This is a genomic window from Corallococcus sp. AB038B (assembly GCF_003668955.1).
In the GTDB taxonomy this organism is placed as follows: Bacteria; Myxococcota; Myxococcia; order Myxococcales; family Myxococcaceae; genus Corallococcus; species Corallococcus exiguus.
On the sequence record NZ_RAWO01000003.1, the window covers coordinates 564,972 to 591,921 of the forward strand.

Sequence of the window (26,950 nt, forward strand, 5' to 3'; positions counted from 1 at the left end):
GTCCAAGCCCCCTCCTTTCGCGGCTGCGTCATGCTCGACGTGTGGCGTCAATCAATCCAAAGTCGTGCGTGACCTCGCGAGTGCCGCGCCGGCCACCGCGAGCACGAACAAGCCCAGCGCCAGCAGGTCGTTCCCCATGTCCGCCAGCACCTGGTCCTTGAGCAGCGCGCCCCGGACGATGCGCAGGAAGTGCGTGACGGGGATGATTTCGCCCAGCACCCGGGCCCACGGCGGCAGGCCCAGGAAGGGGAAGGCGAAGCCGGAGAGGAAGATGGACGGAAGCATGTAGAACATGGACATCTGCATCGCCTGGAGCTGGCTGCGCGCCACGGTGGAGATGAGGTAGCCCAGCGACAGGTTGCCCACGATGAACAGCACGATGCCGCACGCCAATGCCAACCATCCCGCGGGCGTGCGCGCCATGGGCACGGAGAACAACCCCCGCGCCATGCCCAGCACGACGACGGTCTGCACCAGCCCCACGACGACGTACGGCGTGAGCTTGCCCACCATGATCTCCGCCGGGGTGGCGGGCGTGGACAGGAGCGTCTCCATGGTGCCGCGCTCGCGCTCGCGGGTGACGGCCATGGCGGTCATCATCACCAGCGTCATGGACAGGATGATGCCCAGCAGGCCCGGCACGATGTGGAACGGGGAGCGGCTCTCCGGGTTGTAGCGCCGGTGCACCACCACCTCGAAGGCGGGCGCGGTGGAGCGCGGCGTCCCCAGCCCCACCCGTTCGTTCCGCAGCGCCTCCGTGGGCAGCACGCTCACCGCGGCGAGCGCCCCCGCCGCGGCCTGCGGGTCGGACGCGTCCGCCTCCGCGAGGATTTGAGCACGCTCGCCCTTGAGCACCCGCCGGCTGAAGTCCGGTGGGATGGTGATGCCGAGCATCACCTGTCCCCGGCGGATGAGCTGATCCAATTCCTCGTCGGAGCGCGGCAGGTAGCGCACGTCCACGTAGCCGGTGCGCTCCAGCGCGGCGACGACGGAGTTCGCCAGCGTGCTGGTGTCGTGGGACAGCACCGCGGCGGGCAGGTGCCGGGGATCCATGTTGATGGCGTAGCCGAAGATGAGCAGTTGCATCACCGGCATGACGAGGATCATCGCGTAGGTGATGCGGTCGCGCCGCAGCTGCGTGAACTCCTTGAGCAGCACGGCCAGGATGCGCGGAAGCGAGCCCGTCATGACGAGTACCGTTCGTCGCGCTCGCGACCCATGAGTTGGATGAAGACGTCCTCCAGGGAGGGCGTCACCTCGCTCCACCGGTAGGGCTCCTTGCGCCAGGTGACGAGCGCGGCCTCCAGGGCGTCACGCTTCAGCCCACTGACGTGCACGGCGGCGCCGAACGCGGAGGCACTGAGCACGCCGTCCACCTGGGCCAGCAGGTGCGCCGCGCGGTCGATGCCCGGCCCCTCCCCCAGGAACGTCACCAGCCCGGAGTCGCGGATGAGCGCGTCCGCCGTGCCCCGCGCGATGAGGCGCCCATACAGGATGTAGCCGATGTCGTGGCAGCGCTCCGCCTCGTCCATGTAGTGCGTGGACACCAGCACCGTGAGCCCGCCCGCGGCGAGCGTGTGGATTTCGTCCCAGAACTCACGGCGGGCCTTGGGGTCCACGCCCGCGGTGGGCTCGTCCAGGAGCAGCAGGCGGGGCTCATGCAGCGTCGCGGCGGCCAGGGCCAGGCGCTGCTTCCAGCCGCCAGAGAGCGCGCCCGCCAGTTGGCCTCTCCGGTCGAAGAGGCCCAGCCGGTGGAGCGTGTCCGCCACCCGCTCGCGCCGTTGGTCCAGACCGTGGACGCGCGCGACGAAGGCCAGGTTCTCCTCCAGCGTCATGTCTTCGTAGAGGGAGAACTTCTGCGTCATGTAGCCCGTCTGGCGCTTGATGGCGTCGCCCCGGGCGCGGAAGTCCAGGCCCAGCACGGTGCCCTCGCCGCTGTCGGGCGTGAGCAATCCACACAGCAGCCGCAGCGTTGTCGTCTTACCGGAGCCGTTGGGGCCCAGGAAGCCGGTGATGCGTCCGGCGTCCACGGCGATGGAGACGTCCCGCACGACGTGCCGGTCGCCAAAGGACTTGTTGAGCCCGCGCACGTCGATGGCCCGCTCGTTCATCGGTCCGCCTCCACGGGTGCCTGCTTCAGCGGTGTCACGTCGATGGGCTGCCCGGGCAAGAGGCGCGTGGGCGCGGAGGGCACCGCCTCCAGCAGGAACACCAGCTTCTGCCGCGTCTCCAGGCTGTAGATGATGGGCGGCGTGTACTCCGGGCGCGGCGCGACGTAGTCCACGCGCGCCGTCATCCCGGTGTCGCAGCCGTCGCAGGCGATGGCCACCGTGGTGCCTGGCGGAAAGGAAGCCACCCTCCCCTGCGGCACGTAGAAGCGCACCTTCAGCTGCGCGTCCGGGATGATGCTGACGACGGGGGCGTTGGGCATGGCCCACTCGCCCTGCTGGAAGAGGACGTCCTCCACCCGCCCCACGACGGGAGACACAGGCGCCAGCTCCACGACCTGCTGCTCCGCTGCGGTGACGCCCGCGCGCCCGCTGGCGAGTTGTGCGCGGACGACCTCCAGCTGCGCGCCCGCCGCCGCCACGTCCGTGCGGGCCGCGTCTCGCTGGGCATGAGCGCGCGTCGCCGTCGCGCGCAACAGGTCCAGTTGCTGGGGCGTCACGGCGCCCTCCACGGTCTTCTCGACGGCGACGAGCCGGGCCAGATCCGCGTCCGCGCGGTCCGCTTCCGCCTGCGCGGCGGCGAGCGAGGCACGCGCCCGGGCCACGTCCGACTGGCGTGCGAGCAACTGTGCTTCGATCTGCCCCACCTGCGCCCGCGCCTGGTCGGCCCGCGCCGTAAGCGACGTGGGCTCCATGCGGAACAGCGGCGTGCCCACCTCCACGCGCTGTCCGCGCACCACCGCCACGGACGCCACCATGCCGGCCACCGGCGAGGACAGGTAGACGTTGTCGCTGACGACGAAGCCGGTGAAGCGTGGCGGCGGTTCCGGGGCCGGCCGCCGCAGCCACAGGATGCCGCTGATGATGACGGCGACCAGCACCGCCCCCGCGACGATGCCCCGCTCCGAATGTTTCCTCTTCCTGCCCGGTCCCGACACCCGTGCCTCCTGGCGCGGCCTCGCCGCGATTGGAGCGCCCCCCAGCGCGGCACTTCCACGCTACGCCTGCCTCGCCTGGGGGTCCGCGTCTGGCTCACGGGCAGGTCCTGAACCCGTGTCCTGGCGTCACCTTGAGCACCCGGCGTGCCAACACTGAACGACAGGGGAGCCCCCGGGGGCAGGGCCTTCACCTGTTCGGAGTTCCGGCGCCGGACGCCGGGTCGCCGGAATGCCAGACGCACAGCGCGTCAAAACATACCATGCGGATTGTCCATGATTTACAGGGGAGTCGTGTAAAGAGCCTTTTCATCCACTGCACATGTTTCGCGGTGTCATGCGGCCATTGGCTGCGAGGGAGAGGTATGCGGAAGCTGTCCATGATGGGCGTGATGCTGTTCGGCGCACTGATGTCAGGGTGTCAGGGTGAGGACTGGGAGCCGCCCGCGCACGAACAGCCCGCCGGGGCGACCACACGGCAGGCGATCGTCTCCCCGGAGCTCGCGGCGTCGCTCGCGTGCGTCGAGACGTATGTCGGCGCGGGGACCTGCGACTGGGCACACTGGAGCGAGCTGTGGGAGACGTGCCAGACCTACGAGCACGCGGAGCTCGAGGACGGCCTCTTCCTGGATGAGGTGCAGGCCGAGAACTGCACGGCGGCCAACTGGACCGCGCTGCGCGAGCAGCTCATCGCCCCACGCGCGCCGCTCGTCCGCGTGCGTGAAAGCTGTAACGGTGTCTCCCAGGTGATTCAGGAAGCCGCATCCAACGGCTGCCACACCCTCCCGCAGGCCGCGGGCGCCTCCTTCGTCGACGTGCCCATCGGCAAGGCCGTGACGCTCCATGCCGCTGGGGACTGCACCGGCGACTCGGTCACGGTCGACACCGACACGAACCTCTGTGAGACCTCGTTCGGGAGCGGCGCGAGCGCGAACGACCAGGTGCGTTCGTTCCGCGTCCAGGACGTCGAGGTGCTCCCTTCGGCGCACCGCTATGACTGCGCTGGCAATGAGTCGACCTGCGTCAGGAACTACAACGGCGTCAGCAGACTGGGCGCCATCAACACGAAGCACACCGTCAAGGTCGTCCGCATCACCCTGGATGGCAGGACGACGCCCGCCCTCAGCACCATCCAGAACACCATCCGGGGTGTGTACCGCGACTTCGCCGTCGCGTCTCGCGGCCAGGTGAGCCTGGAGTTCACTGGCTCCCAGACCGTGCAGGTGACGAGCAGCAACTGCAACACCGCGAAGAACCAGGCCCGCCAGAAGGCCAACTCGAGCGCGTTCCTCACGGTCTTCGTGCTGCCCGGCGGGATGTGCTCCACCTCGAACGCCGGCTCGCGCAGCGTCTTCCTCAAGGGCACCCTGGCGCGGGACTATGCCCACGAGATCGGGCACGTCCTCGGCCTCGCGCACAGCAACGTGCGAGACCCCTCCACCGGCCAGGTCCGCTCGTCCGCGGACTCGAGCAGCTTCATGAGCACCTTCGCGTCGGACAACTACAACCTCCCGCAGCTTCACTGGCTGGGGTGGACGAAGAAGGAGGAGCTCGTCGGCATCAACCCGGCCATCGACAGCAGTGGCTCCACCGAGGTGACCCTCCGTCCGGTGGGCACCAACGACGACAGCACCAGCAGCCTCCCGCTGGGCGCGGTCTGGGAGATTCCTGGCACCGATCAGCGGCTGTTCATCGCCGTCCCGAAGCCGCGCCTCAATGGCACGAATCAAATCGAGGGCGGCACGGTGTTCGCGTACCGGGCCCCCAAGTGCGTGGGCTGCACGGGCATGGCCATGGGCACGATGCAGATGGCGCGGTTCGGTCCCAAGTCCGTCAATGAGCACGAAGCGAGCGGCCTCTTCCTCAAGCCGGTGGGCTACACGAGCAGCTTCGTCCAGGAGGGCGGGAAGAGCGTCGAGGTGTTCACCTCCGTCACGCTGCGCATCCGGAAGTAGCGGCCGTCCTCGGCACCGGGAGTGTTCGGATTTCCGACGCCCGGTGCCGGGTCTCCGAACACGAAGGGGGCGGAGAGGAGGAGGCCCCAGGGCACACGGGCTGGGGCATCCGCCTTGCTTGGGCATAGGGTAGCGCCCACGGTCCAGGAGGACGCGCCTTGCATTCCCTACCCCCGCCCACGTCCGCCGGAGTCGAGCAGGTCCAACGCGAGGCGTTCTCGCGGATGTTCCGGCAGGTGACGAAGGTGCTGTCGTTCCTGAGTCCCCTGCCGGTGGTGTTGGTGTCGCTGGGGCTCATCGGGGACACGTCGGCCTGGCGCCGGTGGTGTGTGGCGTTGGCGTTGGCGCTCGTGGTGGTGGGGGTGGGGGTCGTCGCGGTGTGGCGGCGTCAAGCCGTAGTGTCGCATGAGCCGGGCAGGCTGTTGCCGGTGGTGGCGTTCCCCCTGTTCACGGTGGTGAACCTGTCGCTGGGAGGACTGGAGAGCCCTCTCATTCCGCTGATGCTGCCTGCCTCCCTGGCCACGGCCATCCTCTTCACGCCCGCGCGGGCTCGCAGGTGGGCGGGCTACCTGCTCGCGCTGGTGGGCGTGCAGGCGGCGGTGACTTTGACGGGCGCGGTAGATGACCTGGTGCCCGTGCTCTTCGGTGGAGGCCCGCGCGCGGGACACAACAATGCGCTGCTCCTGACGATGCTCGCGGTGACGGTGTTCCTCGTCATGTGGACGAACTTCATTGGCATCCACCTGCGGCGCACGTTCCGCGGAATGGTGCGCACGGCGCTGGACGCGAGGGATGAGGCACTGAGCGCGCACGAGGAACGGGTGCGCTCGCTCACCACGCTGTCGGGAGAGATTGCCCACGAATTGAAGAACCCGCTGGCGAGCGTGAAGGGCCTGGCCGCGATGATTGCCCGCGAGGTGGAGGGCCGGCCCGCGGAGCGGCTCGCGGTGCTGCGCCGGGAGGTGGACCGGATGCAGGAGATCCTCGAAGGGTTCCTCAACTTCTCCCGGCCGCTGCTCCCGCTCAATGAAGCGCACGTGCCGCTGGATGGCCTGTGCCGGCAGGTGGCGGAGTTGCATGAGGGCATGGCGGGAGAACGGGGCGTGGCATTGAGGGTCGCGGAGGGGCCGCCGGTGGAGGCGTGGTGCGACGCACGCAAGGTGCGCCAGGTGTTGATCGACGTGGTGCAGAACGCGCTGGACGCCGCGCCTCGGGGCACCACGGTGGAGCTCCAGGCCTGGACGGCCCCGGAAGGTGGCGGCCGCGTGGAGGTGAGGGACCGGGGTCCCGGGCTCGCGGCGGAGGTGCGCGAGCGCGTCTTCGAGCCGGGCATCACCACGAAGCCCCACGGCTCCGGCCTGGGCCTGGCCCTGTCGCGAGCCCTGATGCGCCAGCACGGCGGAGAGTTGAGCCTGCGCGCCCGCGAGGGCGGAGGCTGCGTGGCGGAGCTGAGCCTCCCGGCCACGCCCAAGCTGGTCGAAACACCGCGACAGGAGGCCCTGCCATGAAGGCCCGCGTGCTGGTGGCGGATGACGACGCGGGCGTGCGCTACACGCTGCGCGGCTTGCTGGAGGATGACGGGCTCACCGTGGAAGAAGCGGTGGACGGCGAGGCCGCGCTCGCGCGCCTGGAGCAAGAGCCGCCCGTGGACCTGGTGCTCAGCGACCTGCGCATGCCGCGCGTGGATGGCATGGAGCTGCTCCGCCGCGTCGCCGCGCGCCCGAATGCGCCCCGGGTCATCCTCATCACCGCGCACGGCTCGGAACGCCACGCCGTGGAGGCCATGAAGCTGGGCGCGCTGGACTACTTCCGCAAACCCTTCGACGTGGACGACGTGCTGGCCGTCGTGCGCCGGGCGCTCGGGATGGTCCGGCTGGAGGCGGAGAACGAGCGGCTGTCCGGCGAGGTGAACCTGCTGCGCTCGCTGGTCTTCGTGTCACCGTCGATGGCACGGCTGGCCCTGCTCATCCAGCGCGTGGGCCCTCGCGACGTCACCGTGCTCATCACGGGAGAGAGCGGCACCGGCAAGGAACGCGTCGCCGAGGCACTGGTGCGAGCCTCTCCGCGCGCGGACAAGTCCTACGTGCGCTTCAACTGCGCCGCCCTCACGCCTGAGCTCGCGGAGGCGGAGCTCTTCGGCCATGCGAGGGGTGCGTTCACCGGCGCCGTGCGTGCAAGGCCCGGCCTCTTCCGCGAGGCCTCCGGAGGCACCCTGCTCCTGGACGAAGTGGGAGAGCTCGCCCTGCCCCTCCAGGCGAAGCTCCTGCGCGTCTTGCAGGAGGGCGAAGTCCGGCCCGTGGGCGAGGACCGCTCCTTCCCGGTGGATGTCCGCGTCCTGGCCGCCACCCACCGCGACCTGCCCCAGCGCGTGGCGGAGGGCCGCTTCCGCGAGGACCTCTACTACCGCCTCAAGGTCGTGACGCTCCAGGTGCCTCCGCTGCGAAGCCGCCCGGAGGACATCGCCGCGCTCGCAAGGCACTTCCTCGCCCGTCACACCGAGCGCTTCCACATGCCACCGGTGCCCCTGACGCCCGCCCTCCTGGAGCGCCTCACGGCCCACGCCTGGCCCGGCAACGTGCGCGAGTTGGAGAACGCACTGGAGAGCGCCGTGGTGCTGTCCGCCGACGGAACCCTGGACCTGGAGTTGTTGCCCGGGGGCACCAGCGCGGCCACGCCCCAGGCCAACACCGGCGCCACCCTGCGCGAGAAGCTGGATGCACACGAGCGCGAACTCATCCTCGCGGCGCTCGCTGCGTCCAAGGGCCAGCGCACGGAGACCGCGAAGGCGCTGGGCATCGGCCGCGCGACGCTGCACGACAAGCTCCGCAAGCACGGCCTCCTGAATGAAGGCGAGGAGCCGGAGCAATGAAGGCTCACGGCTCTGGCGGTACGGGCTCCGGCGCCGTCTTCACCTCGCAGGAGTAGCTGCCGGAGCGGGCTCCTGCTGTCCGGGGATGGCAGGCGAGGACAGGCAACGGCGGGGCGCCTGATGGAAAGGGGAAGCGGCCTTCGGCCAACTCACATGAGGGTGCGGAGGGGTTGAACCAATCGCACGCCCTGGCCGGCAGACGCTCCATCGGAAACCACTCCGACTTCCGGCTCCGTCGCTCGTCGCAGACCTCCTGTGGCTCGCCAGGGCCGACACAGTGGAAGTCAGACCCCCGAGGCGTCCTCTGACGGAGTTCCAACCTCGCGCACCAGCGGAGCTGGACCCGCCGCTCGCAAGCCCTTCGCTGGAGGGAGCACCCAGGGGCTTCGGTCAACTCGAACGCGCGTCCCTCTCTCGACACCCCGAGCATCACCAGGTGCTCCGAGTACCCCGCTGTGAAGAACGGTTGGCCCGCCTTCCACAGCGCCTCCGCTTCTGGCTGGAAGGCAGGTTGGGCGGGAGGCATCTCGGGAGGAACCAGCAGACGTCCCCCAACCGCATGGATGTCACACACTTCGCAGCTCACGGTCTCACGCTGGAGCGCCACGGGCACCGGCGGAAGGACGCCCGTGCGGAGCCATTTCAGTTCGCTGTCATCCGACGAAAGAACCCTGCGGCTCCGCGTGCACATCCAGACCGCCTCCGGGCTGCTCTTGTCGGCATAGAGCAACCATGTCTGGCCCCCAGGCAGGTTCAGGACGCAGTCACCGCTCCACCCGTAAGAGAGCTGCAACACATCACCCGCCTTGACGCTGCCCTTGAACGCCTCCAGGACGTCCACGGTGGCGAAGCGTTCGGACCGGCCCTCTGAGTCACGGACCCGCCCCAGGTAGATGAACCCGGCCTGTTCCCGAGCCCCCTCTAGCGAACCGGGAAGTCCCTGCGTGATAAAAGTACATGAACAGGCCCACCCGGTTGCCGGAACCGCCAGCCATCCCACGAGCACCGCGATCCACCACGCGTTCCTGACCATGGAAGGGATTCTAGCCACACATTGACCTGCGAGGCTGGAATGACAGTGAATACGCAAGGAGTGTGACGCAGGGAGGAGCGGAGCATGGAGCTCGACAGGTCCGACCACGAGTGCCTGGCCCATTGGGCCGCTGACTGCGCCGAGCGCGTCCTCCCCTTCTTCGAACAGGAGTTCCCGGAGGACCACCGTCCCCGCCAGGCCATCGAAGCAGCACGCGCGTGGCAGCAGGGACACCTGATGCTCACCGACGCAATCGTCGCCGGCTTCGCCGCGCACGCCGCTGCCTCGGATGCCACCTCACACGCCGCCGCATGCGCCGCGGCCCGCGCCGCTGGACACGCCGCAGCCACCGCACACGTCGCCAGCCACGCGGTACAGGCCGCCACCTTCGCGGCTACCGCCGCGGCCCATGACGCGGCCGAAGTTTCGGACGCCTCCGAAGCCACCGCCCGGGAACGCGCCTGGCAGCGCCAGCAGCTGCCGGAGCACCTCCACGCCCTGGCGCTTCCTGCCCGGAACAATCGCTGAACGCACTGCGCGTGCGCGACGCATCCCGCCCATGCCGCCCACCCGGCATTGGCTCGGCCGCGTCATTTGACAAAACCAGCAAAATCCGTTTTCCATTTTTACCATGAACTTCAGAAAGCCAGTGTTGTGCACGGTGGTGCTGGCCTCCGTCGCCTGTGGCGGCGAGGCCTTCGAGGGTGAATCGGTCACGGCGGAGGACCTGTCCACCACGCGGCAGGCGGCCTTCTCCGGCGTGAACGGGACGGTGTGCGAGGAGAGCGCGTACAACTGCAAGCTGCGGCCCTCCGGCGGCAACCGCGTGCAGACCAATGACCCGGACGACAATGACGCCTGGGGCATCACCACGGGCGTGCCCATCCGCGATGGCAACGGCACCGTGGTGGGCACGTCCACCCGGACCAGCTCCCTCTTCAACTACGGCCAGACGCGCACGTTCGCCGGCGAGCTGCACGCGTTCGCGACGTCGACGTCCAACTCCAGCTCCGGCTGGCTGCCCATGTCCGCCATCCTGGGACGCACCTCCTTCGAGGACAAGGTCGGCCACGTCTCCGCGCTGAGCTCCGGGCTGAGCAAGATGGCGTGCTACGCCGTGCGCAACTCGCACGACCCGGCGCTCGAAGTGAAGAAGGTGGTCTACGACACGACGTCGTCCAACGAGCGCGCGGGAGACTACCTGCCGCTCGTGCGGGCCAATGGCCTGCGCTCGGCGAACCTCACCTTCAACGTGCCGGGCTTCGGCCTGGGCGGCGTCGCGGTGGACCACTTCCCCGCGGGCACGAAGTTCCAGCGGCTGGACGTGCCGACGAACTCCGGCGCCCCCTCCATCGACATCCCGCTCTGGGTGCTGGACGGCGCGGGGCGCTATCGCCAGCAGTCCGGCACCATGAAGTTCATCTACGGCTACGTCATCGCCGCCACCAGCACCCGCCGCAACGGCTGGATGGCCTATGACGCGCTCGAGGTCAGCTCCGGCTGTCCTTGAGTCACGGTGCCCTTCAGCGAGGGTACGCCTCCAACCATGCGACGCCCCGGCGCAGCAGCCCGCGGGCGTCGAAGAGATGTGACACGGCCTGGGCAATGCTTCCGGAGCGGCCGATTCCCTCCGCGAGGCATTGCTCTCCAATGCGCGTGAAGGGATCCACGCTGGACGCGCGCAGGGCGTCGGTCACCGGCTCGCTGGTATCGAACTCCTCGAAGTCCACCCAGCGCCGCTCGCCGTCGACCTGGAGCGGCCGCTGGTAGCGGACCACGCGCTTGCCGGGGAGGTCCGCCAGATGCTCCGCGTGGTGCAGGATCGTGAGCGTCTCCAGCGGCGCCCCGAGCATCAGCACCTTGCCCTCCGCTTCCACCAACCGGGCCAGCGGCGAACGGAGGCCATAGCCATAGTGGAAGGAGTGGTCCGCGCAGAGCCACTCCGCCCGCGGGCCAATGGCGACCATGCCCGCGTCCGGATGGTCACTGCGAACCGCGCCAGGCCAGGTCCTGAGCGTCTCCGCGAGGATGCCGTGGTCGCGGGTGGCTCGCGCGGTGCGCTTGTCGAACGTGGGGATTTCGTCGCGGAGGCGCGCGTCCTCGAAGTCCTCCGGCTCCACGCCCATCTCCCAGTCCAGGTAGGCCATGAGCGTGCCCCGGCTTCCCACCGCGTCTTGCAGCGCCTGCACCACGGTGTTCACTCCACCCAGCACGGGGCCGAGGCTCCGGAGACCGGCATGGACCATCACGACGTCGCCCTCCTCCAATCCCAACCGCCGCAATGAGTCCCTCAAGTCGGTCCGGGTGGCAGGGGTCGTCATGGATCCATCCTTCCTGTCGCAGGGCTCTGGAGGATAGCAACCGCCCCGCCCCGTGGGGCGCTGTAGGTCTGTGCGTCTCCGCGCACTCGCCTGACACTGACAGACGGACTGGGGGGCACGAGGCGGTGTGAGCAGCCTCCCCGCTCGGGGGCGGACGTCCTCCGGCGAGGGGGAGGCAGCATGGGAAGAATTCGGAATGGGATCGTGACGTGGCCCCTGGCGCTGCTGCTCCTCGCGGCCACCACCGCGAAGGCCAGCACCCAGGAGAAGTCGGAAGCCTTCGAGGCCCGCGCCGTCCGGTGCGGAGATGTCCTGACGAGGAACACGCGGCTCACGCGCGACCTCATCTGCGCGGGCACGCCCATTCCCGCCCTGCGCATCGCCGCGCCGGGCGTGGTGCTCGACCTGGGAGGCCACACCGTGCGCCGGGCCGGGAGCGGACCGGGCGACACCGTGGGCATCGAGTCCCAGAGCGACAGCACCGTGCGCAACGGCACCATCCGAGGCTTCAACCGGGGCTACGCGTACAACGCCACCGTGCACCTGCACCAGGTCGCGCTCGTCGACAACCGGGTCGCCATCTTCCACACGAACGGCGGTGGAGGGTTCCTGCTCACGGATTCGCGGGTGAGTGGGAGCGTGGTGGGGTTCAGCAGTGAGTTCGACGCGACGTCCGGCTCCATCGACATCCGGGGGTCCCTGTTCACGGGGAATGGGCTCGTGTTGTACGTGGACTTTCACGACACCCGCATCTCCGGTTCGACCTTCACGGCGAACGAGACCGCCCTGTGGTGCTACTCCGGCAATGTCCTCATCCGGTCGAGCACGTTCACGGAAAACGCTTCCGTGGCGGAGCTGACGTGGGACAGCGGCCGCTTCGACAACTGCTACGAGTTGGTGTTCGAAAACTCCATCCTCGCGAACAACACCGCGTTCGGGACGCCTGAAGGTCCAGACTGGCAGGCGTTCGACTTCCAGATGCGCAACACGTGGGTGATGAACAATGGCGAGGGCCTGCGCCTGGCGGCCCAGACGCTCGACGTGCGCGGCAACCTCTGGTGGGACAACGCGGGAGGGCTGACGCTGTCCAACCTGCCCGACTTCCAACCCGTCCCGCAGGAGGGCCCGGTGCGCAACAACCGCTTCATGTCGAACCGAGGGGACGGCCTGCGCGTCCTTCCGGGCAGCACGCCCACCCTCTCCAACAACGTCTGCCAGGGCAACACGGGCTGGGGCATCCACGCGCCCACGGCCATTGACGGAGGAGGCAACGTCGCGCGCGGCAACGGAGCGGGCGGCTGCGTAGGGGTCGCCTGCACCCCGTAAGGCATTGAAGGGGTCTCCGGGGACCGCGAGGCTTTCCCGGAGGCGCCTGCCCATTGTCCTGCATTGAAGAGCAGCGCTATCCTGGCGGGGCAGCACCCATTCCCCCAAAGACCAGGAGAAGCGAATGCGCGTGGCAATCATTGCCGGACTGATGGCCGTTGGACTGCTTGCGGGCTGCGGCGGCGCCGAGGAGATGGAGCCGATGAGCACCGAGGAGGCCAACCGCGTTGTCGAGATGGCGGTCCCGAGCGCCTGTACCGATGCGTGCGACCAGAAGTACTACCAGTGCTACTTCGGCGGCGGCGACCCCTACTACTGCAACAGCTACCGCGCGTTCTGCATCTCGCAGTGCCCGTGATGGCGTGAGCCGAAGCGGCGTGCCTGGGTTGGGGCACGCCGCACGACGGAGGAGCCCATGCGAAAGACTCTCCTTGGAGGACTCCTGGCCGCCGGCCTCCTGATGGGCTGTGGCGGAACCGACGTCGGGGCGCCAACAGGCGTCACCGCGCAGGAGGTGTCCTGTTACGACGCCTGCAGGCAGCTCTACGGCCTCTGCATGCGCGCGGCGCAGGGAGACCTGGAGGAGCAGCAGCAGTGCGCGATGGAGTACGTCACCTGTAACGAGTTCTGTCCGTCCCCGAGGCGCGAGCCATCAAGCGCGCGTGGAACGCCCCAGGCAAGCCCGTAGGACTGGGATAATCATTGGGCGATGGATTGGCGGCTCCTTCAGACAGTGACTGGCGCCAGAGTTCTCGCAATTGAACACATCCAACGCGAGTGACTTGCGCGGCAGCCCGGTCCAAGCCTGTCGTGGCATGCGTTCCTCGACTCTCGGTGTTGCGGCGCTCTCGAAGCTACGATTCGCGTACTGGATGTTCGCCTGAACGTCACCCGGCCTCCACCGGGCAGTCTTTGGGGTTGTCCATGTCCTCGGTAATGAGTGACCGCGAGAAGAAGGTTCGCGGCATGAAGGTCTACGGGCGTGACTTCCGCCCGCAGGAACTCTGGAGCGGGTCATCGGGCTGTCGTTACGTCTACCTGCTTCGCGCTACCCGCGCGAATCAGAAGTACCTCGGCCTCGACCGTCAGCAGTTGGATGGGGTCTTCGCGGATCTAGGACTCCAGGCCCCTGACGTCATCGAGGCCGCGCAGCTCGCGGAGCGCCTGGTCGCGGCACCCTACAAGCAGAAGCCCAATCCCGCCGCCAGGCCGGAGGCCATCGCGCACCCGGCCCGGGGCGTGGACCTGGCCTCCTTGGTCAATGGCACCAGGCTGCAGAAGCTGATCTCGGTCGAGGCCTTCGGGCTGTATTGGCTCACGCCCCCCGGCGGTTATGCCGACCACATCGGCCAACCAGTGGCGCTCTTGTTGTTCAGCCGGGCCGGCGATCTCCGTGACTTCGCCAGTTGGAACCGGATGGCGCGGCGGCGGGAGGACTACACACTCCTCCGCTTCGACAGCTCCTCGCAGATTGACCGAGAGCAGGACATCCGGCGGCTGCTCAATCCATTGATGGCCGCCAGACCCCTGAAAGAAGAGTCCTACTACGGCTCCGTCCACTTCATCCGCAGCCAGCTCGACACGTGCCCGGACCACCCCTTTCCCAGAAAGGACATCGGCAGGAGCCGATACGATCCCGAAGGGCTCGCGGCCAACGCGGATCCTCCGCTGGACGCCAGACAACTGGCCCTCAACCTGGAGGCACGCAAGGCGCGGGAGGCGATTCGCCGCTCCGCGACCGAGGAGGGGCTCACGTGGCTGCGCCGGACCTATTTCACCCAGAGCATCGATCCGATGTTCATGGAGCCGGAGAACGGCCTGGCCTGGTTCGACGAGACAGGCGCCAGGCCGGTGCTGCGGATCGCGGCCGGGACCCAATCCCCCAGGAAGGACAGGGAGGCGATTGATCAGCTCACGGAGGTCGCGGTCAAGGGCGGCAAGCTGCCGAAGCACACGATCGAGCTGATGACCTTCCCGATTGGCGGCGGCTTCGGAGGGCGCGACCTCTCGACGTTCCCGGTCTACCTGGCCATGGCGGCCCTCTTCTCAGACACCCCGGTGCGCCTGGTCTTCGACAGATATGAGCAGTTCCTCTGCGGCATCAAGCGGCACGCCGCGGTGCTCCAGAACGAGCTCGCCTATAACGCCGAAACGGGCGACCTCCACTCGCTCCACTCCACCATCTACATGGATGGAGGCGGAGTCCTGAACCTCACCAAGCCCGTTGTGGAGCTGTGCGCGCTCCATGCCGCGGGCCCGTATGCGTTCAAGCACAACGCGATCAGCGGATATGCCATCAGCACGGACAGCGCGCCCGCGGGGTCCATGCGCGGCTTCGGCATTCCGCAGGCGGCCTTCGCCATCGAGTCGATGATCGACGAAGTCGGGACCACGGTCGGCACGAAGGATCCGATTGAATTCCGTCTCAAGAACAACCGGCTCCTCAAGACGGGGGATGTGGACGTCGCGGGCTTCCAGCTCCGTCACCACCTCGACACCGAGCGCATCTGCACAGAGGCCGCGAAGGAGCCCCTCTGGCTGGAGCGAGAGGCGAAGCGCAAGGAGTACGAAGAGCGCGGAGGCGGACTGGTGAAGTACGGCGTCGGGTTCGCCTGCGCGATGCAAGCCATTGGGACCAGTGGCGACGCGGTGTTCGCGGAGGTGAGCATCGACCCGAAGGGGGAGGTGACGGTGCGGTCCACCGCCATCGAGATGGGCCAGGGCTCGGATACATCGCTGGCCATCGCGACGACGAAGGTGCTTGGCCGGAGCGCCTCCCGGGTCGTGCTCGGAGTCCTGGATCGCTTCGACCATCCGAATGTGAGGCTTCAAAAGAACAACTACACCCAGGGCCAGCCGACGTACACACCGAAGCTCGACAACTCAATGAGCGCGTCGGTGACGGCGTTCTTCCACATCCATGCCGTTGAACAGGCGGCGCAGGTGGTCTTCGACCATGGGCTGAAGCCGTGCGCGAGGCTCATCTGGGGGGACGTGCCGGAGACGGCCACCTGGAAGGATGGCCAGCTGGTGGCTCCGGACCGGCAGCCCATTCCTCTTGAGCAGCTCGCCGCCCTGGCCCATGAGCAGGCGGCGCAACAGGACAAGCAGGTCTGCACCGGGGCAATCGTCCACACCTATTACCGGAACGCGTATGCCTGTTCGCCATACACGATCAACCAGACAACGTACGAGCGCTACATCGATGGGCTCTCCGTGCTCTACCGGGGCAATGGGGAGGACGTTGGAAACTACGAGCGGGTGCGCCGGGAGAGAGACATTCCCCTGGACCTGGTCGCGGCGGACGCGGAGCGCCACATCCGGAGCGTCTACGCCTCGGTGGGACACCTCATCGCGGTGATGGTGCACACGCGGTCGGGGGCGATTGAAGTCGTGGACGCCGTCACCCTCCTGGATGCAGGGGAGGTCCACCACCTGGAGAGCGTGGAGGGGCAGGCGGATGGTGGCTTCGCCATGGGTCTGGGAATGGCGCTGCTCGAAGAGGTTCCACCGTCGCCCGTGGGCGTGGACGGCGACCTCAACCTCCACCGCTATCCCCTCATCCGGGCCACGCAACTGCCGCCCGGAGGGCTCCAGTTGCGGATCCTGGAGCTGGCTCCTGGAGAGCAGATCCTGAAGTCCGGGCCACCGATCCGGAAGAAAGGCATCGCGGAAGCCGTGATGACCCCTGTGATGCCAGCCATCGCCAACGCGATCGCACACGCCACGGGAGCCCGGTTGACCGTTCTCCCCTTCACTCCCAAGCGCGTGTTGGAGGCGCTGAGTCCATGAGCCAGGGCACCCGACGCATGTTCACCCTCCACATCAACGGTGTGGAACAGAAGCCCGTCGCCGCGGGCGACGACCTGCTCGTGGATGTCCTGCATGAGCAGTTGGACCTCACCGGCACGAAGCTGTGCTGCGGCATCGGCTCGTGCGGAGCCTGCAAGGTCATCGTGCAGAAGGAGCCCGGAGGCCCGAAGATGGCCATGCTCGCATGCTACGCGCGCATGGACTCCATCGAAGCGCTGCACATCACCACCGTGGAGGGATTGAAGGGACCGGACGGGGGACTTCACCCGCTGCAGCAAGAGTTTCTCGACGGGTATGCGTTTCAGTGTGGGTACTCGACCCCTGGATTCCTGATGGCAGCCGACGTGCTCATGGACCAGCTCGCGCGGCGGCCGGTGCCGGTCTCCAAGCTGGACAATCAGATCCGGCAGGCCATCTCGGGCAACCTCTGCAGGTGCACGGGGTATGTGAAATATACCCAGGCAATCAAGAAGGTCATCCTCGCAGCGCCGGAGCTGACCTGCACCGAGGAGCCCGCTCCCGAGGCAGCCCGCTCCGTGGTCACCTTCCGGATCCGCAAGCAGTCCTCGAACGACCTCGAGGAGAAGTCGCTGGTCGGCTTCTTCGATCAAGTGGATGCGACGGTGCAGTTCGCTACGCCGTTCCGGTTGGACACCTGCATCGGAAAGGTGACCGTCAAGACGGACGCCCTGCGGACGGGGGAGCCGGTCCGCGACTTCAACCTCAGGCGGTTCTTCTTCCAGCAGCTTGACTCCATCGACTTCACCCTGGATTCGGCCGAAGTCATCGACGGGCGCTATCAGCTCGACGCAGTGCCCTTCGGGACGGCCATCCCGGTGAACATCCATGGCCGTCTGGGAGTATTCGGCATCAAGCTACCGGCGTTCGCCGACGCAGTGGTGACGGTGCTGGACGCCACCAACCTGCGAATCACCTCGCGCGCGCCGGTGATGGTCGACATGCGGGACTGCGGCTTCGCGGTCGACTCCTTCGCGAAGGACTTCTTCCTCAAGCTGGGGCGAGAGGTCGAAGTCACCTTCGACCTGCTTCTGGAGACGAAGGAGCAGCCTGGCCCGGCGCTCTGGCGCACCGGGAGCAAGGTCACCTGAGGGAGGCCTGTGAGTCGGCGGACCTCACGGTGAGGGCTGCGCCGTCACGCGGTCCTTCGACGCCACCAGCTCCTCGCGCCGCAACAACAGACGCGCATTCGTGTTGGGCAGGATGCGCACCTGGAAGCGCCGCTGGGCCATGTCGTCGGCCGTGAAGACGTTCCGGTCGCTCACGAGCAGCAGCGCGGTGGGCACCACGTACCGCGACGAGCGGTTGCCGTAGTAGTGCACCAGCACGTGGTAGGGCCCCGGCGCCGCCTTCCGTGCGTGGTACAGCTCCGGCCCCAAGCCGTCCGTGATGTCCCAGTACAGCTGCCCGCCCAGCGACGTCTCCTTGTGCTGGTAGAAGCACTTCTCCCCGTCCGGCTCGATGACCCACAGGTCGATGTCCGTGCTGTCCGAGTTCCAGTGCGTGGTGAGCTGGTAGTCGATGGGCCGGGCATCCGCGAACATCCCCTCGCCGTCAGGTCCTCGAAGCCCGGCACGGCGAGTCCTGAGCACGGAGGCCACCTCCGCGAGCCGGGGCTGCCGCTCCAGTCCCGCCAGCATCCGGGCGTAGTGGAAGCTCGCCACCGTCCGCATCTCCTCGGCATGCCGCTTCCAGGGACGCGCCAGGACGATCTCGTAGTTCCGGGCAGCCTCCGAATAGCGCCCGGCCGCATCCAGCGCGAGCGCCTCCTCCAGGAAGGCCTGCGCCTCGAAGGGACGGCTGAGGCGCACGTGCTCGAAGAGCTCCGCCGCCGCCGGGTACTGCCCCAGCGCCAGCAGGCCGTACCCCACCAACCGCAGCGCCTCCGCGTCGCGAGGCCGCAGCTCCACGGGCGACGACAGCGCACGCACCGCGCCCCAGGTGTCCCCGGAGAAGGCACGCCGGCGCGCCACGGCCTCGTAGATCATCACGTCGTCCCGGTTCTCCCGCCGCGCATTGCGATAGGCCAGCTCGGCCTGGAGCCGCTCGTCACCGCCCGCGTAGGGCGCGTCCTTCAGGGGCTGGCGTCGCAGGAGCGCGGGCAGCCCCTTCTGCTCGGCGAGCCGGGCCACGACCGCGCGGCCTTCGGCGGGCACTTCGTCCAGCGCGATGCCCAGGAGCTTGTCGCGGCGCTGGTCCTCTTCCTTGCGTCGCAGCGACTCCAGGTTCGCCAGGTCCACCTGCTCGTCACGGACGGCATAGCGCGTGTAGTCACCCTCGGACTCCAGGACGAGCATGGACGCGCGGGCGTTGGCCAACCGGTAGTGCTGGCTGAGCGCCACGATCATCCGGTCCAATCGCTCATCATCCAGGGACACCAGTTGGGACACGAAGAGCTCCGCCCACGCCCGGGGCGCGAACGCGCTGTTCACATCCACCGGCAGCGGGATGCGCAGCGTGCGCTCGGCCCCCGTGCCGGCCTGGGTCACCACCTCCAGCGCCGCGTCGCCCTTGCCCGGCAAACGCCCCGCCACCTGCAGCTCCTGCCCGGGGAAGACGAGCCGGGGCCGGCCCGCCACCACCAGGTCCTTCACGTCCGCGCCCACCACCGACACGCGGGACAGCACCACGGACGCCGCGCGGTGCGCCTTCGCGGCGGCATCCACCTCCGCCGCGGACAGGACGGTCACGACACGTCCGCCGCTGGAGCGAGCCAGCGCGTCGAAGAGCTCCGTGTTCACCGCCGCCTCGCCGAAGCGGTACGTCACCCAGCGCAGGGACTCCACGCACGGGTGACGGGAGAGGAGCGCGTCCACGCGGCTCTGCCCCCACGTGATGTTGCCGTCGGACAGCAGGAAGGCCGTCACCCGCTCTCCGGCGGCGGAGGGCTTGAGCCACTCACGCCCAGCCCGGTCCAGTTCTTCCAACGCGCCGTCCACGTGTGACGCGCCCTCCAGGAAGACGCGCTCCAGCTCCGCGAAGCTGGCCTGGCGGTTCGCCGCGTCGTTCGTGCGGAAGCCCGGTCCGTGCAGCCAGCGCGGACGCACGTCGAAGAGGAGGACCGCGTACTCCTTCAACGTCGGGTCCTTCTCCAGGAGGGCACGCAGCGTGGCCGCCTGGATGGCCCAGGCGTTGCCGTCCTCGGCGGACAGCGAGGTGTCCACCACCAGCACCGCGCGGCCCGTGGGAGGCCCCTCCGCGCCGGAGGTGAGCCGCTCCGGCAGCCGCACCCGCGCGTGGAAGGCGTGGCCCGGAAGTCCCGCGTCGTCCGCGCCCACCAGTATGTCCGCGTCCTCACCACGAGGCTTCAGGGCCACGCCCAGCGCGCCGTCCCCGGCGAGCTTGGGGAAGTCGTAGACCTGCCAGGCCTCCCCCTTGCTGCCCTTCGCGCCGGTCTCCGGCTGCACGGTGATCTCCGACGCCTGACGGGGATCCACGTGGATGCGAGCGGTGACGCGCAACTCCTTGCCCGCGTTCGGAGGCAGCGGCCACGTGTAGCGCATGCGGGTGCCGTCGAAGAGGAGCGTCTGCTCATACGCGATGACGACGCGCTTGAGGGACTTCGGAGGCAGGGGGAAGACGCGGGCGCTGAAGGTGGACGCGCCCGACCATTCGAGCAGCGCGGGGTCCACGTTGCGGCGCACGACGTCCTCGTACACCTCACGCGCGCGCTTCTGCTCCACGACGCGGGCCTCCTGGATGTCGCCCCAGGAGCGCTTCGCGCCACGGGCCGAGGGCGGCGCGGAGGCAGAGAGCCGCTCCGACTCCGCCGAATCATCCCCCAGGGGAGGCAGCAGGTCCGGCGACTGGAACAACGAGGGCGTGTCCACCGCCACCGCCCCCGAGTACAGCGCGAAGCCCGCGACCGTCGCGCCGCCGGGGAGCGGGTAATAGAACGTGCCTTCGAGGCTGCGGCCGGAGTCGTTCTCGAAGAGGTGATCGACCACGGTCCGCGCGCGGGAGCCCTGGATGTACGTGACGACGCGCACGGCGCGGGCCTTGAGGGGCTGATAGCGGCCGTCATCGCCCATCACCAGCACCTTGGCGGCGCGAGGCGCGGCCTCCACGCGAGGCAGCACGGGCTTCGGGGCTTCCTCCTTGGCGACCTGCTTCTTCGCGGGCATCCCTCCAGAGCTGGAGCCGAACATTCCACCGAGGGCCCGGCCACCGCCACCGCCACCGCTGCCCTTGATGATCTGGATGATCTCATGGCGGCGCTGCTCCGAAGGGGGGGGCAGGCCCGAGGGGGCTGGCGCCGCGAGCTGGCCGCCTACGACGCCTCCGATGACACCTCCGGCCACACCGCCCTCGACTCCATCCGCTTCTGGCTCGGAGGGAGCCTGCGCGGCGGGCGCGGCGGCAGGCCGTGCAGGCTCCGCGCGTGGCCTCATCTCGCGGCGTTCCGCGGCCCCGCTCTCCGCGACATCCAACACCTCCGATTCCCCCAGCCCGGGGGCCTCCATGGCGAGCGAGCTCGGCGGAGCAGCGACGCGCGCGCGAGCAAGGTCCCTCGTTGAGCGGGTGTCGGCTGGAGAGAGCGCCGCGACCTCCTGTTCGGAGAGCACCTTCGGATCCGCCACGGAGTCGCGCAGTGCCGCGAGGTCCACCTCGCCCGTGTCCGGTTGTCCCGCGACGGTGGCGGGGGCCACCAGCCCCGCCTGGATGAAGGGCGCGGGTGTTTCACTCGGGGCGGCGGCCTTGGGAGGAGGAGGAACGTCCGCGTCCCGTTTGCATCCCGAGGCGAGGAACCCCATCAGCAACATGACGGCGGAAGCACGATAAATGCGCATGATTGAACGCTAACCCATCCGCGAATGGCAGGCGCCTGCCCGCTGAGACATGGACAACCCATGACACCGCCATGACGCGGTAGGTTCCCAAGAAAAAAGGGGGGATGCCCATGGACTGGTCAGCGGCGCAGTACACGCGATTCGAGGACGAACGGAACCGCCCCATCCGGGACCTGCTCGCGCGGGTTCCCACGGCCGACGTGAAGCGCGCGGCGGACATCGGCTGCGGCCCCGGCAACTCCACGGAACTGCTGCGCGCCCGCTTCCCCAAGGCCGCCGTCACCGGAATGGACAGCTCCCCGGACATGCTCGCCGCAGCGCGCAAGCGCCTGCCGGACGTGCGGTTCGACCTGGGAGACGTCGCGACCTGGAGCGCCCCGGGCCCCTACGACGTCATCCTGGCGAACGCGGTGCTGCAGTGGGTGCCGGACCACGCCACCCTGATGCCCTCGCTCCTCCACAAGCTGGCGCCGGCTGGAAGCCTCGCCGTGCAGATGCCGGACAACCTGGACGAGCCGTCCCACCGGCTGATGCGGGAGACCGCCAGCGCGGGTCCCTGGGCGGACACGCTGAAGGGAGCCGCGAGCGCCCGGACGGAGCGCCACGATGCCGACTGGTACTTCCGCACGCTGCGCGACGCCGGAGCCACGGTGGACGTCTGGCGCACGACCTACTTCCACCCGCTGACCGGAGGCGCTGGCGCGGTGGTGGAGTGGTTCAAGGGTTCAGGACTCCGGCCCTTCCTCGACCCGCTCGACGCGGGGGAGAAGACCGACTTCCTTGGCCGATATCAGGCAGGGATTGAACGGGCCTACACGACCCTGCCCGACGGGACGGTCCTGCTGCCCTTCCCCCGGCTGTTCATCGTCGCGACGCGCTAGCAAGTCCGGAGGCGATGCTCCCCAACGTGGCGACAGCGGCCTCGATGCGCGGCGTCCAGGGTTGGCCACAGCTCAGCCGGACGAAGTTCCGGTAGGAGTCCGGCCGCGCGGAGAAGATGGAGCCGGGCGCGATGCTGATGCCCGTCTCCAGCGCCCGCGCGTTGAGCACGTGAGCATCCACCGAAGGGGGCAACTGCACCCAGAGCAGCAGCCCTCCCGAGGGCAGGGCCACGCGAGTGCCTGGGGGAAAGTGCTCGGCGACGGCGCGGGCCACGTGCTCCACCTGCGAGGCGAGGTGGCGGCGCAGGGCGCGCAGGTGTCTGTCATAGCCGCCGTTCTCCAGGAAGCGCGCGACCGCCTCCTGGGTCAGCAGCGGCGACGCCACGGTGTGCGCGAACTTGAGCAACTCCACGCGCTCCCGGAACCGGCCCGGGGCCACGTAGCCCACGCGGAAGCCCGGGGCGATCGTCTTGGAGAACGAACCGCACAGCAGCACCTGCCCGCGCGTATCGAAGGCCTTGCAGGGACGGGGACGCTCCGGACCGAAGTGCAGGTCGCCGTAGATGTCGTCTTCGATGAGCGGCACGTCGTGCGCGGTCACCAGGTCCACCAGCCGGCGCCGGTGTGCTTCCGGCATGCAGCTGCCCACCGGATTGCTGAAGCTGGGGACCACCAGCACCGCGGCCACGCGCCGCCGCGCCAGCGCGGACTCCAGCGCGTCCAGCTCCATGCCATGGCGAGGGTGGCAGGGAATCTCCAGAGCCTTGAGGCCCAGCGACTCGATGGCGAGCAGCGTGCCGTAGTAGGCGGGTGACTCGATGGCGATGGTGTCACCCTTGCGCGCGGCCGCGACGAGGCACAGGTGCACCGCTTCGGAGGCCCCGCTGGTGGTGACGAAGTCATCGGCCCCCAGCGCGCAGCCCCACTCCAGCGAGCGTTTCGCCAACTGCTGTCGCAGCAGCTTCGAACCGGGAGGCACGTCGTACATCACGCCCTCGGCCTGCCGCTCCCGCGCGAGCAGTCCCAGCTCCCGGGACAGGCGCCGGGTGGGAAGCAGCTCCGGCGCCGGCCACGCGGTGCCCAGCTGCACGACGCGCGGTTCGCGTGACGACCGGTACAGATGCGACACCAGGTCGCTGACGGTGACAGGCGTCGCGGAAGCGGGCGGCCGGGACACCGGAGGCTCGGCGAGGCGCAGCCGCTCCCGTTCGCGCACGTAGTGGCCGGACTGGGGCCGCGTCTCGATGAGCCCCTGGGACTCCAGATGCAGGTAGGCCTGGAGCACGGTGGAGACGCTCACCCGCTCACGGGCGCTCAGCTGCCGCACGGAGGGCAGCCGCTCACCAGGGCGGAGCGTGCCCGCGGCGATGGCGTCCTTCAGCCGCTCCGCCACGCGCTCATAGAGCTTCAGTGAATGCGCACGTGCGCCCATGCAGGGTCCTCCTCCGATCCTCAACGGATAGCGCCCGGCGCTCCCACTGCCCAGATACAGCTTCGCGGCGCCGTGACCAGCACAGTTCTCTGTCCTGGAACTGTACCGGTCACAATTCTCATTTCCTGCATCTGTTCTGGTCGAGCCTCCGGACGCATGGTGGGTCCATCACGGAGGACCGAGATGGTGGACCCTTTCACGTTGCTGAATCCCCCCTGGCTGCGCTCGCTGGCCCTGCGCCTGCGAGGAGGCCCGGCATCCGACGCCTGCCAGGAACGGGTGAACCTGCCGGAAGGCAGCCTGTGGAGCAGGCGCCTGCGCGGCCCGTCCCGCAAGCTCGTCTGCGAAGAGGGACAGGTGTGGCTCACGCTCGAAGGCGACCCGCACGACCACGTGCTCGTCGCGGGCGACACGCTGGAGGTTCACGCGGGGCACGTAGTGGTGCAGGCCCTGCGCGCATCACGCTTCAACTTGTCCGACTGCCGGACAGGTTCGGCGCGGGAGGCGGGAACGCCGTCGCGCAAGCCCTGGGTTGACAGCACTCGCGGGCTCGACTACCTCCACCGCTGATGCTCGTTCGCGCCGCCACGTTCAGGACCTGTTGTCACGGCATGTGTTGCCGTGTCGCGGCCGGTCCGTCCGTTCGCATGCGCTGAGCATCCCTCCGCGCATCCGCGCCCTGTCGGTCTGGCCTGTTCCCGTCATCCGGGGACGGGCCTTTTCATTTTCCCTCCACCCTTCCCTTTCGCATCCGGTGCCCGCTCTCCCGTGAGCGCGAGCGCCCCAGGAGCTCCCGATGTCTCACCGTCGTGACACAAGCCCACGCGCCCCAGGGCGCCCTGCCCGGAGCCGCGCGTGATTGAGCTGCGAGGCGTGGGCAAGGTGTTCGGACAGGGCGACCGGAAGGTGACGGCCCTGCACGACGTGTCGCTGCACGTGGCTCCGGGAGAGGTGTTCGGCGTGCTGGGGCGCAGCGGCGCCGGCAAGTCCACCCTCCTGCGCTGCGCCAACCTCCTGGAGCGGCCCACGCGCGGCGAGGTGCGGGTGGCTGGACAGGACCTGCTGTCGCTGAGCCCCCGGGAGCTGCGGCAGGCGCGACAGGGCATCGGGATGATCTTCCAGCACTTCAACCTCTTCGCCTCGCGCACGGTGGAGGACAACGTCGCCTATCCCCTGGAGGTGATGGGCCTGCCGCGCGAAGCCATCCGCGCGCGAGTGGCGGAGCTGCTGTCCCTGGTGGGCCTGACCGACAAGGCACAGGCGTATCCCGCGCAGCTGTCAGGCGGACAGAAGCAACGGGTGGGCATTGCCCGGGCCCTGGCGCCCCGGCCGCGTGTCCTGCTGTCGGATGAAGCCACGTCCGCGCTGGATCCGGAGACGACCCGCTCGGTGCTCGGACTGCTGAAGGACCTCCAGCAGCAGCTCGGGCTGACGCTGCTGCTCATCACCCACCAGTTGGAGGTGGTGAAGGCGCTGTGCGGTTCGGTGGCAGTGCTGGAAGGAGGAAGGCTCGTCGAGCAGGGACGCGTGCAGGAGCTGCTCGCACGTCCGGAGTCGCGGCTGCGCGCGCTGTGCTTTCCGCCCCTGTCGGCACGGGAGGCCCCCGCTCACGCTGGAGGTCAGCGCGTGGAGCTGTCGCTGACGGACGCCCATGCCCGGAGTCCGTTGATCAGCACCCTGGCCCGCCGCTTCGACGTGGATGTCCTGCTGCTGGAGGGCTCGGTGGAGCGCGTGGGCGAGTCACGCGTGGGACGGCTGCTCGTGGAGTTGCATGGCGCGCCGGGAGCGGTGGCGGAAGCGCGGACCTTCCTGCACGACCAGGGCCTGACCGCCGCGGAGGCCGCCCATGGGTGACCTGCCAAGAGCGCTGGGCGTGGCCACGCTGGAGACGCTCTACATGACGTCGGTGGCGTCGGTGCTGGTGGCGCTCGCGGGCCTGCCACTGGGCGTGTTGTTGGTGGCGACGGACCGGGGCGGTCTCTGGCCGGTGCCCGCGCTGAACCGGACGCTGGGGACGCTCGTGAACGTGGGGCGCTCCATTCCGTTCATCATCCTGATGGTGGCCATCGTCCCGCTCACCCGCCTGGTGGTGGGGACCACCATTGGAACGACGGCGGCCATCGTGCCCCTGGTGGTGGCGGCCATTCCCTTCATGGGCCGCGTGGTGGAGCAGGCCTTGAGGGAAGTGGATGCCGGCCGGGTCGAAGCGGCCGTGGCGATGGGCTCCACGCCCCTGCGCATCATCCTCCGCGTGCTGCTTCCGGAGTCCCTGCCGTCGCTCGTGCGAGGCACGGCGCTCGTCGTCATCAGCCTGCTCGGCTACAGCGCCATGGCGGGCGCGGTCGGCGGCGGCGGCCTGGGCGACCTGGCGGTGAAGTACGGCTACATGCGCTTCCGCGTCGACGTCATGTGGGGCTGTCTCGCGGTGCTGCTGGTGCTCGTGCAGCTCCTGCAATGGCTGGGAGAGCGCCTGGCCTCCCGCTTCGACCACTCCCGCGCCCCCGTCCTCCCTCCTGATCACCCCTGAGTTCCATGCGCACTTCATTCCGAGTCCTGTCCGCGTCCCTCCTGCTCCTCGCGACGTCCTTGCTGGGAGCGTGCAAGCCCGCGCCCTCCGAGTCCGCGAATGCGCCCCGTCCCCTGAAGGTCGGCGTCAATCCCGTGCCCCACGGCGAAATCCTCCGCGTCGCCGCGAAGGTCGCGGAGCGTGAAGGCGTGAGGGTGGAGGTGGTGGAGTTCACCGACTACATCCAACCGAACCTCGCGCTGGCGGACGGTCAGCTCGACGCCAACTACTTCCAGCACGAGCCGTACCTGGAGCGCTTCGCCGGGGAGCGCCACCTCGCGCTGAAGAGCGCGGGCGCGGTGCACCTGGAGCCGCTGGCGCTCTACTCCCTCCGGTTCCGGCAGCTCGCGGAGCTTCCCGTGGGCGCGAAGCTCAGCCTGCCGGCGGATCCCAGCAATGCCGCGCGGGCCCTGCACCTGCTCGCGAAGCAGGGGCTGCTGACCCTGCGTGAAGGCGCGGGAGCGGACGCCACGCTCCAGGACGTGGTGGGCAATCCGCGCAAGCTGGACCTGAAGGAGATCGACGCCGAGCAGCAGCCCCGCACGCTGGAGGACGTGGACGGCGCCGTCATCAATGGAAACTACTTCCTGGAGGCCCAGAAGCAGCTGCACCTGGACGCCCACGTCCTGGCCCGCGAGTCCGCGACGCGCAATCCGCATGCGAACGTGCTCGCGGTCCGGACGGGTGACGAAGCCCGTCCGGAGATCCGGGCGCTGGTGAAGGCGCTCCAGTCCAACGAGGTGCGCCGCTACATCGACGCCACCTACAGCGGCGCGGTCATCCCCGCCTTCTGAGCCGCGGAGTGCGCCGAGCAAGATTCCCCAAGTCTTCGTTTCCCCCTCC

21 protein-coding genes are annotated in these 26,950 nt (G+C 68.9%); 15 read left to right on the forward strand and 6 right to left on the reverse strand.

Going from position 1 to position 26,950, the window contains the following annotated elements; all coding sequences use genetic code 11:
* Positions 1-51: 51 nt before the first annotated feature.
* Genes D7Y04_RS18475 through D7Y04_RS18485 form a run of 3 tightly spaced genes read right to left on the reverse strand, consistent with a single transcriptional unit; the run spans position 52 to position 3,106 of the window.
* Positions 52-1,188 carry an ABC transporter permease gene (locus D7Y04_RS18475; RefSeq protein ID WP_121760169.1) on the reverse strand — a complete coding sequence of 379 codons (1,137 nt, stop codon included), beginning with the start codon at positions 1,186-1,188 and terminating at the stop codon, positions 52-54.
* Complete coding sequence (locus D7Y04_RS18480; RefSeq protein ID WP_121760170.1) at positions 1,185-2,111, reverse strand: ABC transporter ATP-binding protein; 927 nt, start codon at positions 2,109-2,111, stop codon at positions 1,185-1,187. The genes D7Y04_RS18475 and D7Y04_RS18480 overlap by 4 nt, the downstream gene beginning before the upstream one ends.
* The gene (locus D7Y04_RS18485; RefSeq protein ID WP_147477133.1) at positions 2,108-3,106 is read right to left on the reverse strand and encodes an HlyD family secretion protein; all 999 of its coding nucleotides are present in this window, start codon (positions 3,104-3,106) and stop codon (positions 2,108-2,110) included. The genes D7Y04_RS18480 and D7Y04_RS18485 overlap by 4 nt, the downstream gene beginning before the upstream one ends.
* A gap of 362 nt (positions 3,107-3,468) precedes the next feature.
* On the opposite strand from D7Y04_RS18485, the gene D7Y04_RS18490 reads away from it, so the two are divergent.
* The 5 genes from D7Y04_RS18490 (at position 3,469) to D7Y04_RS18515 (ending at position 10,470) form a co-directional block, all read left to right on the forward strand.
* A complete protein-coding gene (locus tag D7Y04_RS18490; RefSeq protein WP_233601484.1) occupies positions 3,469-5,058 on the forward strand; it encodes a hypothetical protein in 1,590 nt (529 codons plus the stop codon).
* 158 nt (positions 5,059-5,216) lie between these two features.
* Positions 5,217-6,566: a HAMP domain-containing sensor histidine kinase gene (locus tag D7Y04_RS18495; protein ID WP_147477134.1), complete on the forward strand. Its 1,350-nt coding sequence runs from the start codon at positions 5,217-5,219 to the stop codon at positions 6,564-6,566.
* Positions 6,563-7,927: a sigma-54 dependent transcriptional regulator gene (locus tag D7Y04_RS18500; protein WP_121760173.1), complete on the forward strand. Its 1,365-nt coding sequence runs from the start codon at positions 6,563-6,565 to the stop codon at positions 7,925-7,927. Before D7Y04_RS18495 ends, D7Y04_RS18500 begins: the two co-directional genes overlap by 4 nt.
* A gap of 1,117 nt (positions 7,928-9,044) precedes the next feature.
* On the forward strand, positions 9,045-9,488 hold the full coding sequence (locus D7Y04_RS18510; RefSeq protein ID WP_121760175.1) for a putative immunity protein: 444 nt from the start codon (positions 9,045-9,047) through the stop codon (positions 9,486-9,488).
* Between the two features lie 103 nt (positions 9,489-9,591).
* Positions 9,592-10,470, forward strand: coding sequence for a hypothetical protein (locus tag D7Y04_RS18515; RefSeq protein WP_120593258.1), 879 nt, complete (start codon positions 9,592-9,594; stop codon positions 10,468-10,470).
* 13 nt (positions 10,471-10,483) lie between these two features.
* On the opposite strand, the gene aac(3) is transcribed toward D7Y04_RS18515, so the two are convergent.
* A complete protein-coding gene (aac(3), locus tag D7Y04_RS18520) occupies positions 10,484-11,281 on the reverse strand; it encodes an aminoglycoside 3-N-acetyltransferase (protein ID WP_120593259.1) in 798 nt (265 codons plus the stop codon).
* Between the two features lie 204 nt (positions 11,282-11,485).
* Here aac(3) and D7Y04_RS18525 point away from each other — a divergent pair, with 204 nt between their 5' ends.
* The 5 genes from D7Y04_RS18525 to D7Y04_RS44500 all read left to right on the forward strand — a co-directional run bounded on the left by D7Y04_RS18525 (position 11,486) and on the right by D7Y04_RS44500 (position 17,529).
* Positions 11,486-12,607 (forward strand): NosD domain-containing protein, encoded by a 1,122-nt coding sequence (locus D7Y04_RS18525; protein WP_120593260.1) that lies wholly within the window; start codon positions 11,486-11,488, stop codon positions 12,605-12,607.
* A 202-nt stretch (positions 12,608-12,809) separates the two neighbouring features.
* Positions 12,810-12,965: a hypothetical protein gene (locus D7Y04_RS44495; RefSeq protein WP_158627544.1), complete on the forward strand. Its 156-nt coding sequence runs from the start codon at positions 12,810-12,812 to the stop codon at positions 12,963-12,965.
* A gap of 57 nt (positions 12,966-13,022) precedes the next feature.
* A complete protein-coding gene (locus tag D7Y04_RS18535; protein WP_199749691.1) occupies positions 13,023-13,295 on the forward strand; it encodes a hypothetical protein in 273 nt (90 codons plus the stop codon).
* Positions 13,296-13,531: 236 nt separating this feature from the next.
* Positions 13,532-16,399, forward strand: coding sequence for a xanthine dehydrogenase family protein molybdopterin-binding subunit (locus tag D7Y04_RS18540; protein WP_147477135.1), 2,868 nt, complete (start codon positions 13,532-13,534; stop codon positions 16,397-16,399).
* Complete coding sequence (locus D7Y04_RS44500; RefSeq protein WP_158627545.1) at positions 16,396-17,529, forward strand: 2Fe-2S iron-sulfur cluster-binding protein; 1,134 nt, start codon at positions 16,396-16,398, stop codon at positions 17,527-17,529. Before D7Y04_RS18540 ends, D7Y04_RS44500 begins: the two co-directional genes overlap by 4 nt.
* 24 nt (positions 17,530-17,553) lie before the next feature.
* Here D7Y04_RS44500 and D7Y04_RS18550 read toward each other — a convergent pair whose 3' ends face one another.
* Positions 17,554-21,228, reverse strand: a complete 3,675-nt coding sequence (locus D7Y04_RS18550; RefSeq protein WP_121760177.1) for a VIT domain-containing protein — start codon at positions 21,226-21,228, stop codon at positions 17,554-17,556.
* Positions 21,229-21,338: 110 nt separating this feature from the next.
* On the opposite strand from D7Y04_RS18550, the gene tam reads away from it, so the two are divergent.
* On the forward strand, positions 21,339-22,109 hold the full coding sequence (gene tam / locus D7Y04_RS18555; protein ID WP_121760268.1) for a trans-aconitate 2-methyltransferase: 771 nt from the start codon (positions 21,339-21,341) through the stop codon (positions 22,107-22,109).
* On the opposite strand, the gene D7Y04_RS18560 is transcribed toward tam, so the two are convergent.
* Positions 22,090-23,541 carry a PLP-dependent aminotransferase family protein gene (locus D7Y04_RS18560; protein ID WP_120593263.1) on the reverse strand — a complete coding sequence of 484 codons (1,452 nt, stop codon included), beginning with the start codon at positions 23,539-23,541 and terminating at the stop codon, positions 22,090-22,092. The two genes, tam and D7Y04_RS18560, sit on opposite strands and share 20 nt — an antisense overlap.
* A gap of 183 nt (positions 23,542-23,724) precedes the next feature.
* Between D7Y04_RS18560 and D7Y04_RS18565 the strand changes: the two genes are divergently transcribed.
* The 4 genes from D7Y04_RS18565 to D7Y04_RS18580 all read left to right on the forward strand — a co-directional run bounded on the left by D7Y04_RS18565 (position 23,725) and on the right by D7Y04_RS18580 (position 26,901).
* Positions 23,725-24,111, forward strand: a complete 387-nt coding sequence (locus D7Y04_RS18565) for a DUF2917 domain-containing protein (protein WP_158627546.1) — start codon at positions 23,725-23,727, stop codon at positions 24,109-24,111.
* 285 nt (positions 24,112-24,396) lie between these two features.
* Positions 24,397-25,395, forward strand: a complete 999-nt coding sequence (locus tag D7Y04_RS18570; RefSeq protein ID WP_121760179.1) for a methionine ABC transporter ATP-binding protein — start codon at positions 24,397-24,399, stop codon at positions 25,393-25,395.
* The gene (locus tag D7Y04_RS18575) at positions 25,388-26,068 is read left to right on the forward strand and encodes a methionine ABC transporter permease (protein ID WP_121760180.1); all 681 of its coding nucleotides are present in this window, start codon (positions 25,388-25,390) and stop codon (positions 26,066-26,068) included. The genes D7Y04_RS18570 and D7Y04_RS18575 overlap by 8 nt, the downstream gene beginning before the upstream one ends.
* Positions 26,069-26,073: 5 nt before the next feature.
* A complete protein-coding gene (locus D7Y04_RS18580) occupies positions 26,074-26,901 on the forward strand; it encodes a MetQ/NlpA family ABC transporter substrate-binding protein (RefSeq protein WP_120593267.1) in 828 nt (275 codons plus the stop codon).
* Positions 26,902-26,950 lie beyond the last annotated feature (49 nt).

Coding starts and splice junctions, on each gene's coding strand:
- D7Y04_RS18560 (WP_120593263.1), bottom strand. CDS start 23,541: ATGGGCGCACGTGCGCATTCACTGAAGCTCTATGAGCGCGTGGCGGAG.
- tam (WP_121760268.1), top strand. CDS start 21,339: ATGGACTGGTCAGCGGCGCAGTACACGCGATTCGAGGACGAACGGAAC.
- D7Y04_RS18515 (WP_120593258.1), top strand. CDS start 9,592: ATGAACTTCAGAAAGCCAGTGTTGTGCACGGTGGTGCTGGCCTCCGTC.
- D7Y04_RS18535 (WP_199749691.1), top strand. CDS start 13,023: ATGCGAAAGACTCTCCTTGGAGGACTCCTGGCCGCCGGCCTCCTGATG.
- D7Y04_RS18550 (WP_121760177.1), bottom strand. CDS start 21,228: ATGCGCATTTATCGTGCTTCCGCCGTCATGTTGCTGATGGGGTTCCTC.
- D7Y04_RS44495 (WP_158627544.1), top strand. CDS start 12,810: ATGAGCACCGAGGAGGCCAACCGCGTTGTCGAGATGGCGGTCCCGAGC.
- D7Y04_RS44500 (WP_158627545.1), top strand. CDS start 16,396: ATGAGCCAGGGCACCCGACGCATGTTCACCCTCCACATCAACGGTGTG.
- D7Y04_RS18510 (WP_121760175.1), top strand. CDS start 9,045: ATGGAGCTCGACAGGTCCGACCACGAGTGCCTGGCCCATTGGGCCGCT.
- D7Y04_RS18475 (WP_121760169.1), bottom strand. CDS start 1,188: ATGACGGGCTCGCTTCCGCGCATCCTGGCCGTGCTGCTCAAGGAGTTC.
- D7Y04_RS18490 (WP_233601484.1), top strand. CDS start 3,469: ATGCGGAAGCTGTCCATGATGGGCGTGATGCTGTTCGGCGCACTGATG.
- D7Y04_RS18500 (WP_121760173.1), top strand. CDS start 6,563: ATGAAGGCCCGCGTGCTGGTGGCGGATGACGACGCGGGCGTGCGCTAC.
- D7Y04_RS18575 (WP_121760180.1), top strand. CDS start 25,388: ATGGGTGACCTGCCAAGAGCGCTGGGCGTGGCCACGCTGGAGACGCTC.
- D7Y04_RS18565 (WP_158627546.1), top strand. CDS start 23,725: ATGGTGGACCCTTTCACGTTGCTGAATCCCCCCTGGCTGCGCTCGCTG.
- D7Y04_RS18480 (WP_121760170.1), bottom strand. CDS start 2,111: ATGAACGAGCGGGCCATCGACGTGCGCGGGCTCAACAAGTCCTTTGGC.
- D7Y04_RS18540 (WP_147477135.1), top strand. CDS start 13,532: ATGTCCTCGGTAATGAGTGACCGCGAGAAGAAGGTTCGCGGCATGAAG.
- D7Y04_RS18580 (WP_120593267.1), top strand. CDS start 26,074: ATGCGCACTTCATTCCGAGTCCTGTCCGCGTCCCTCCTGCTCCTCGCG.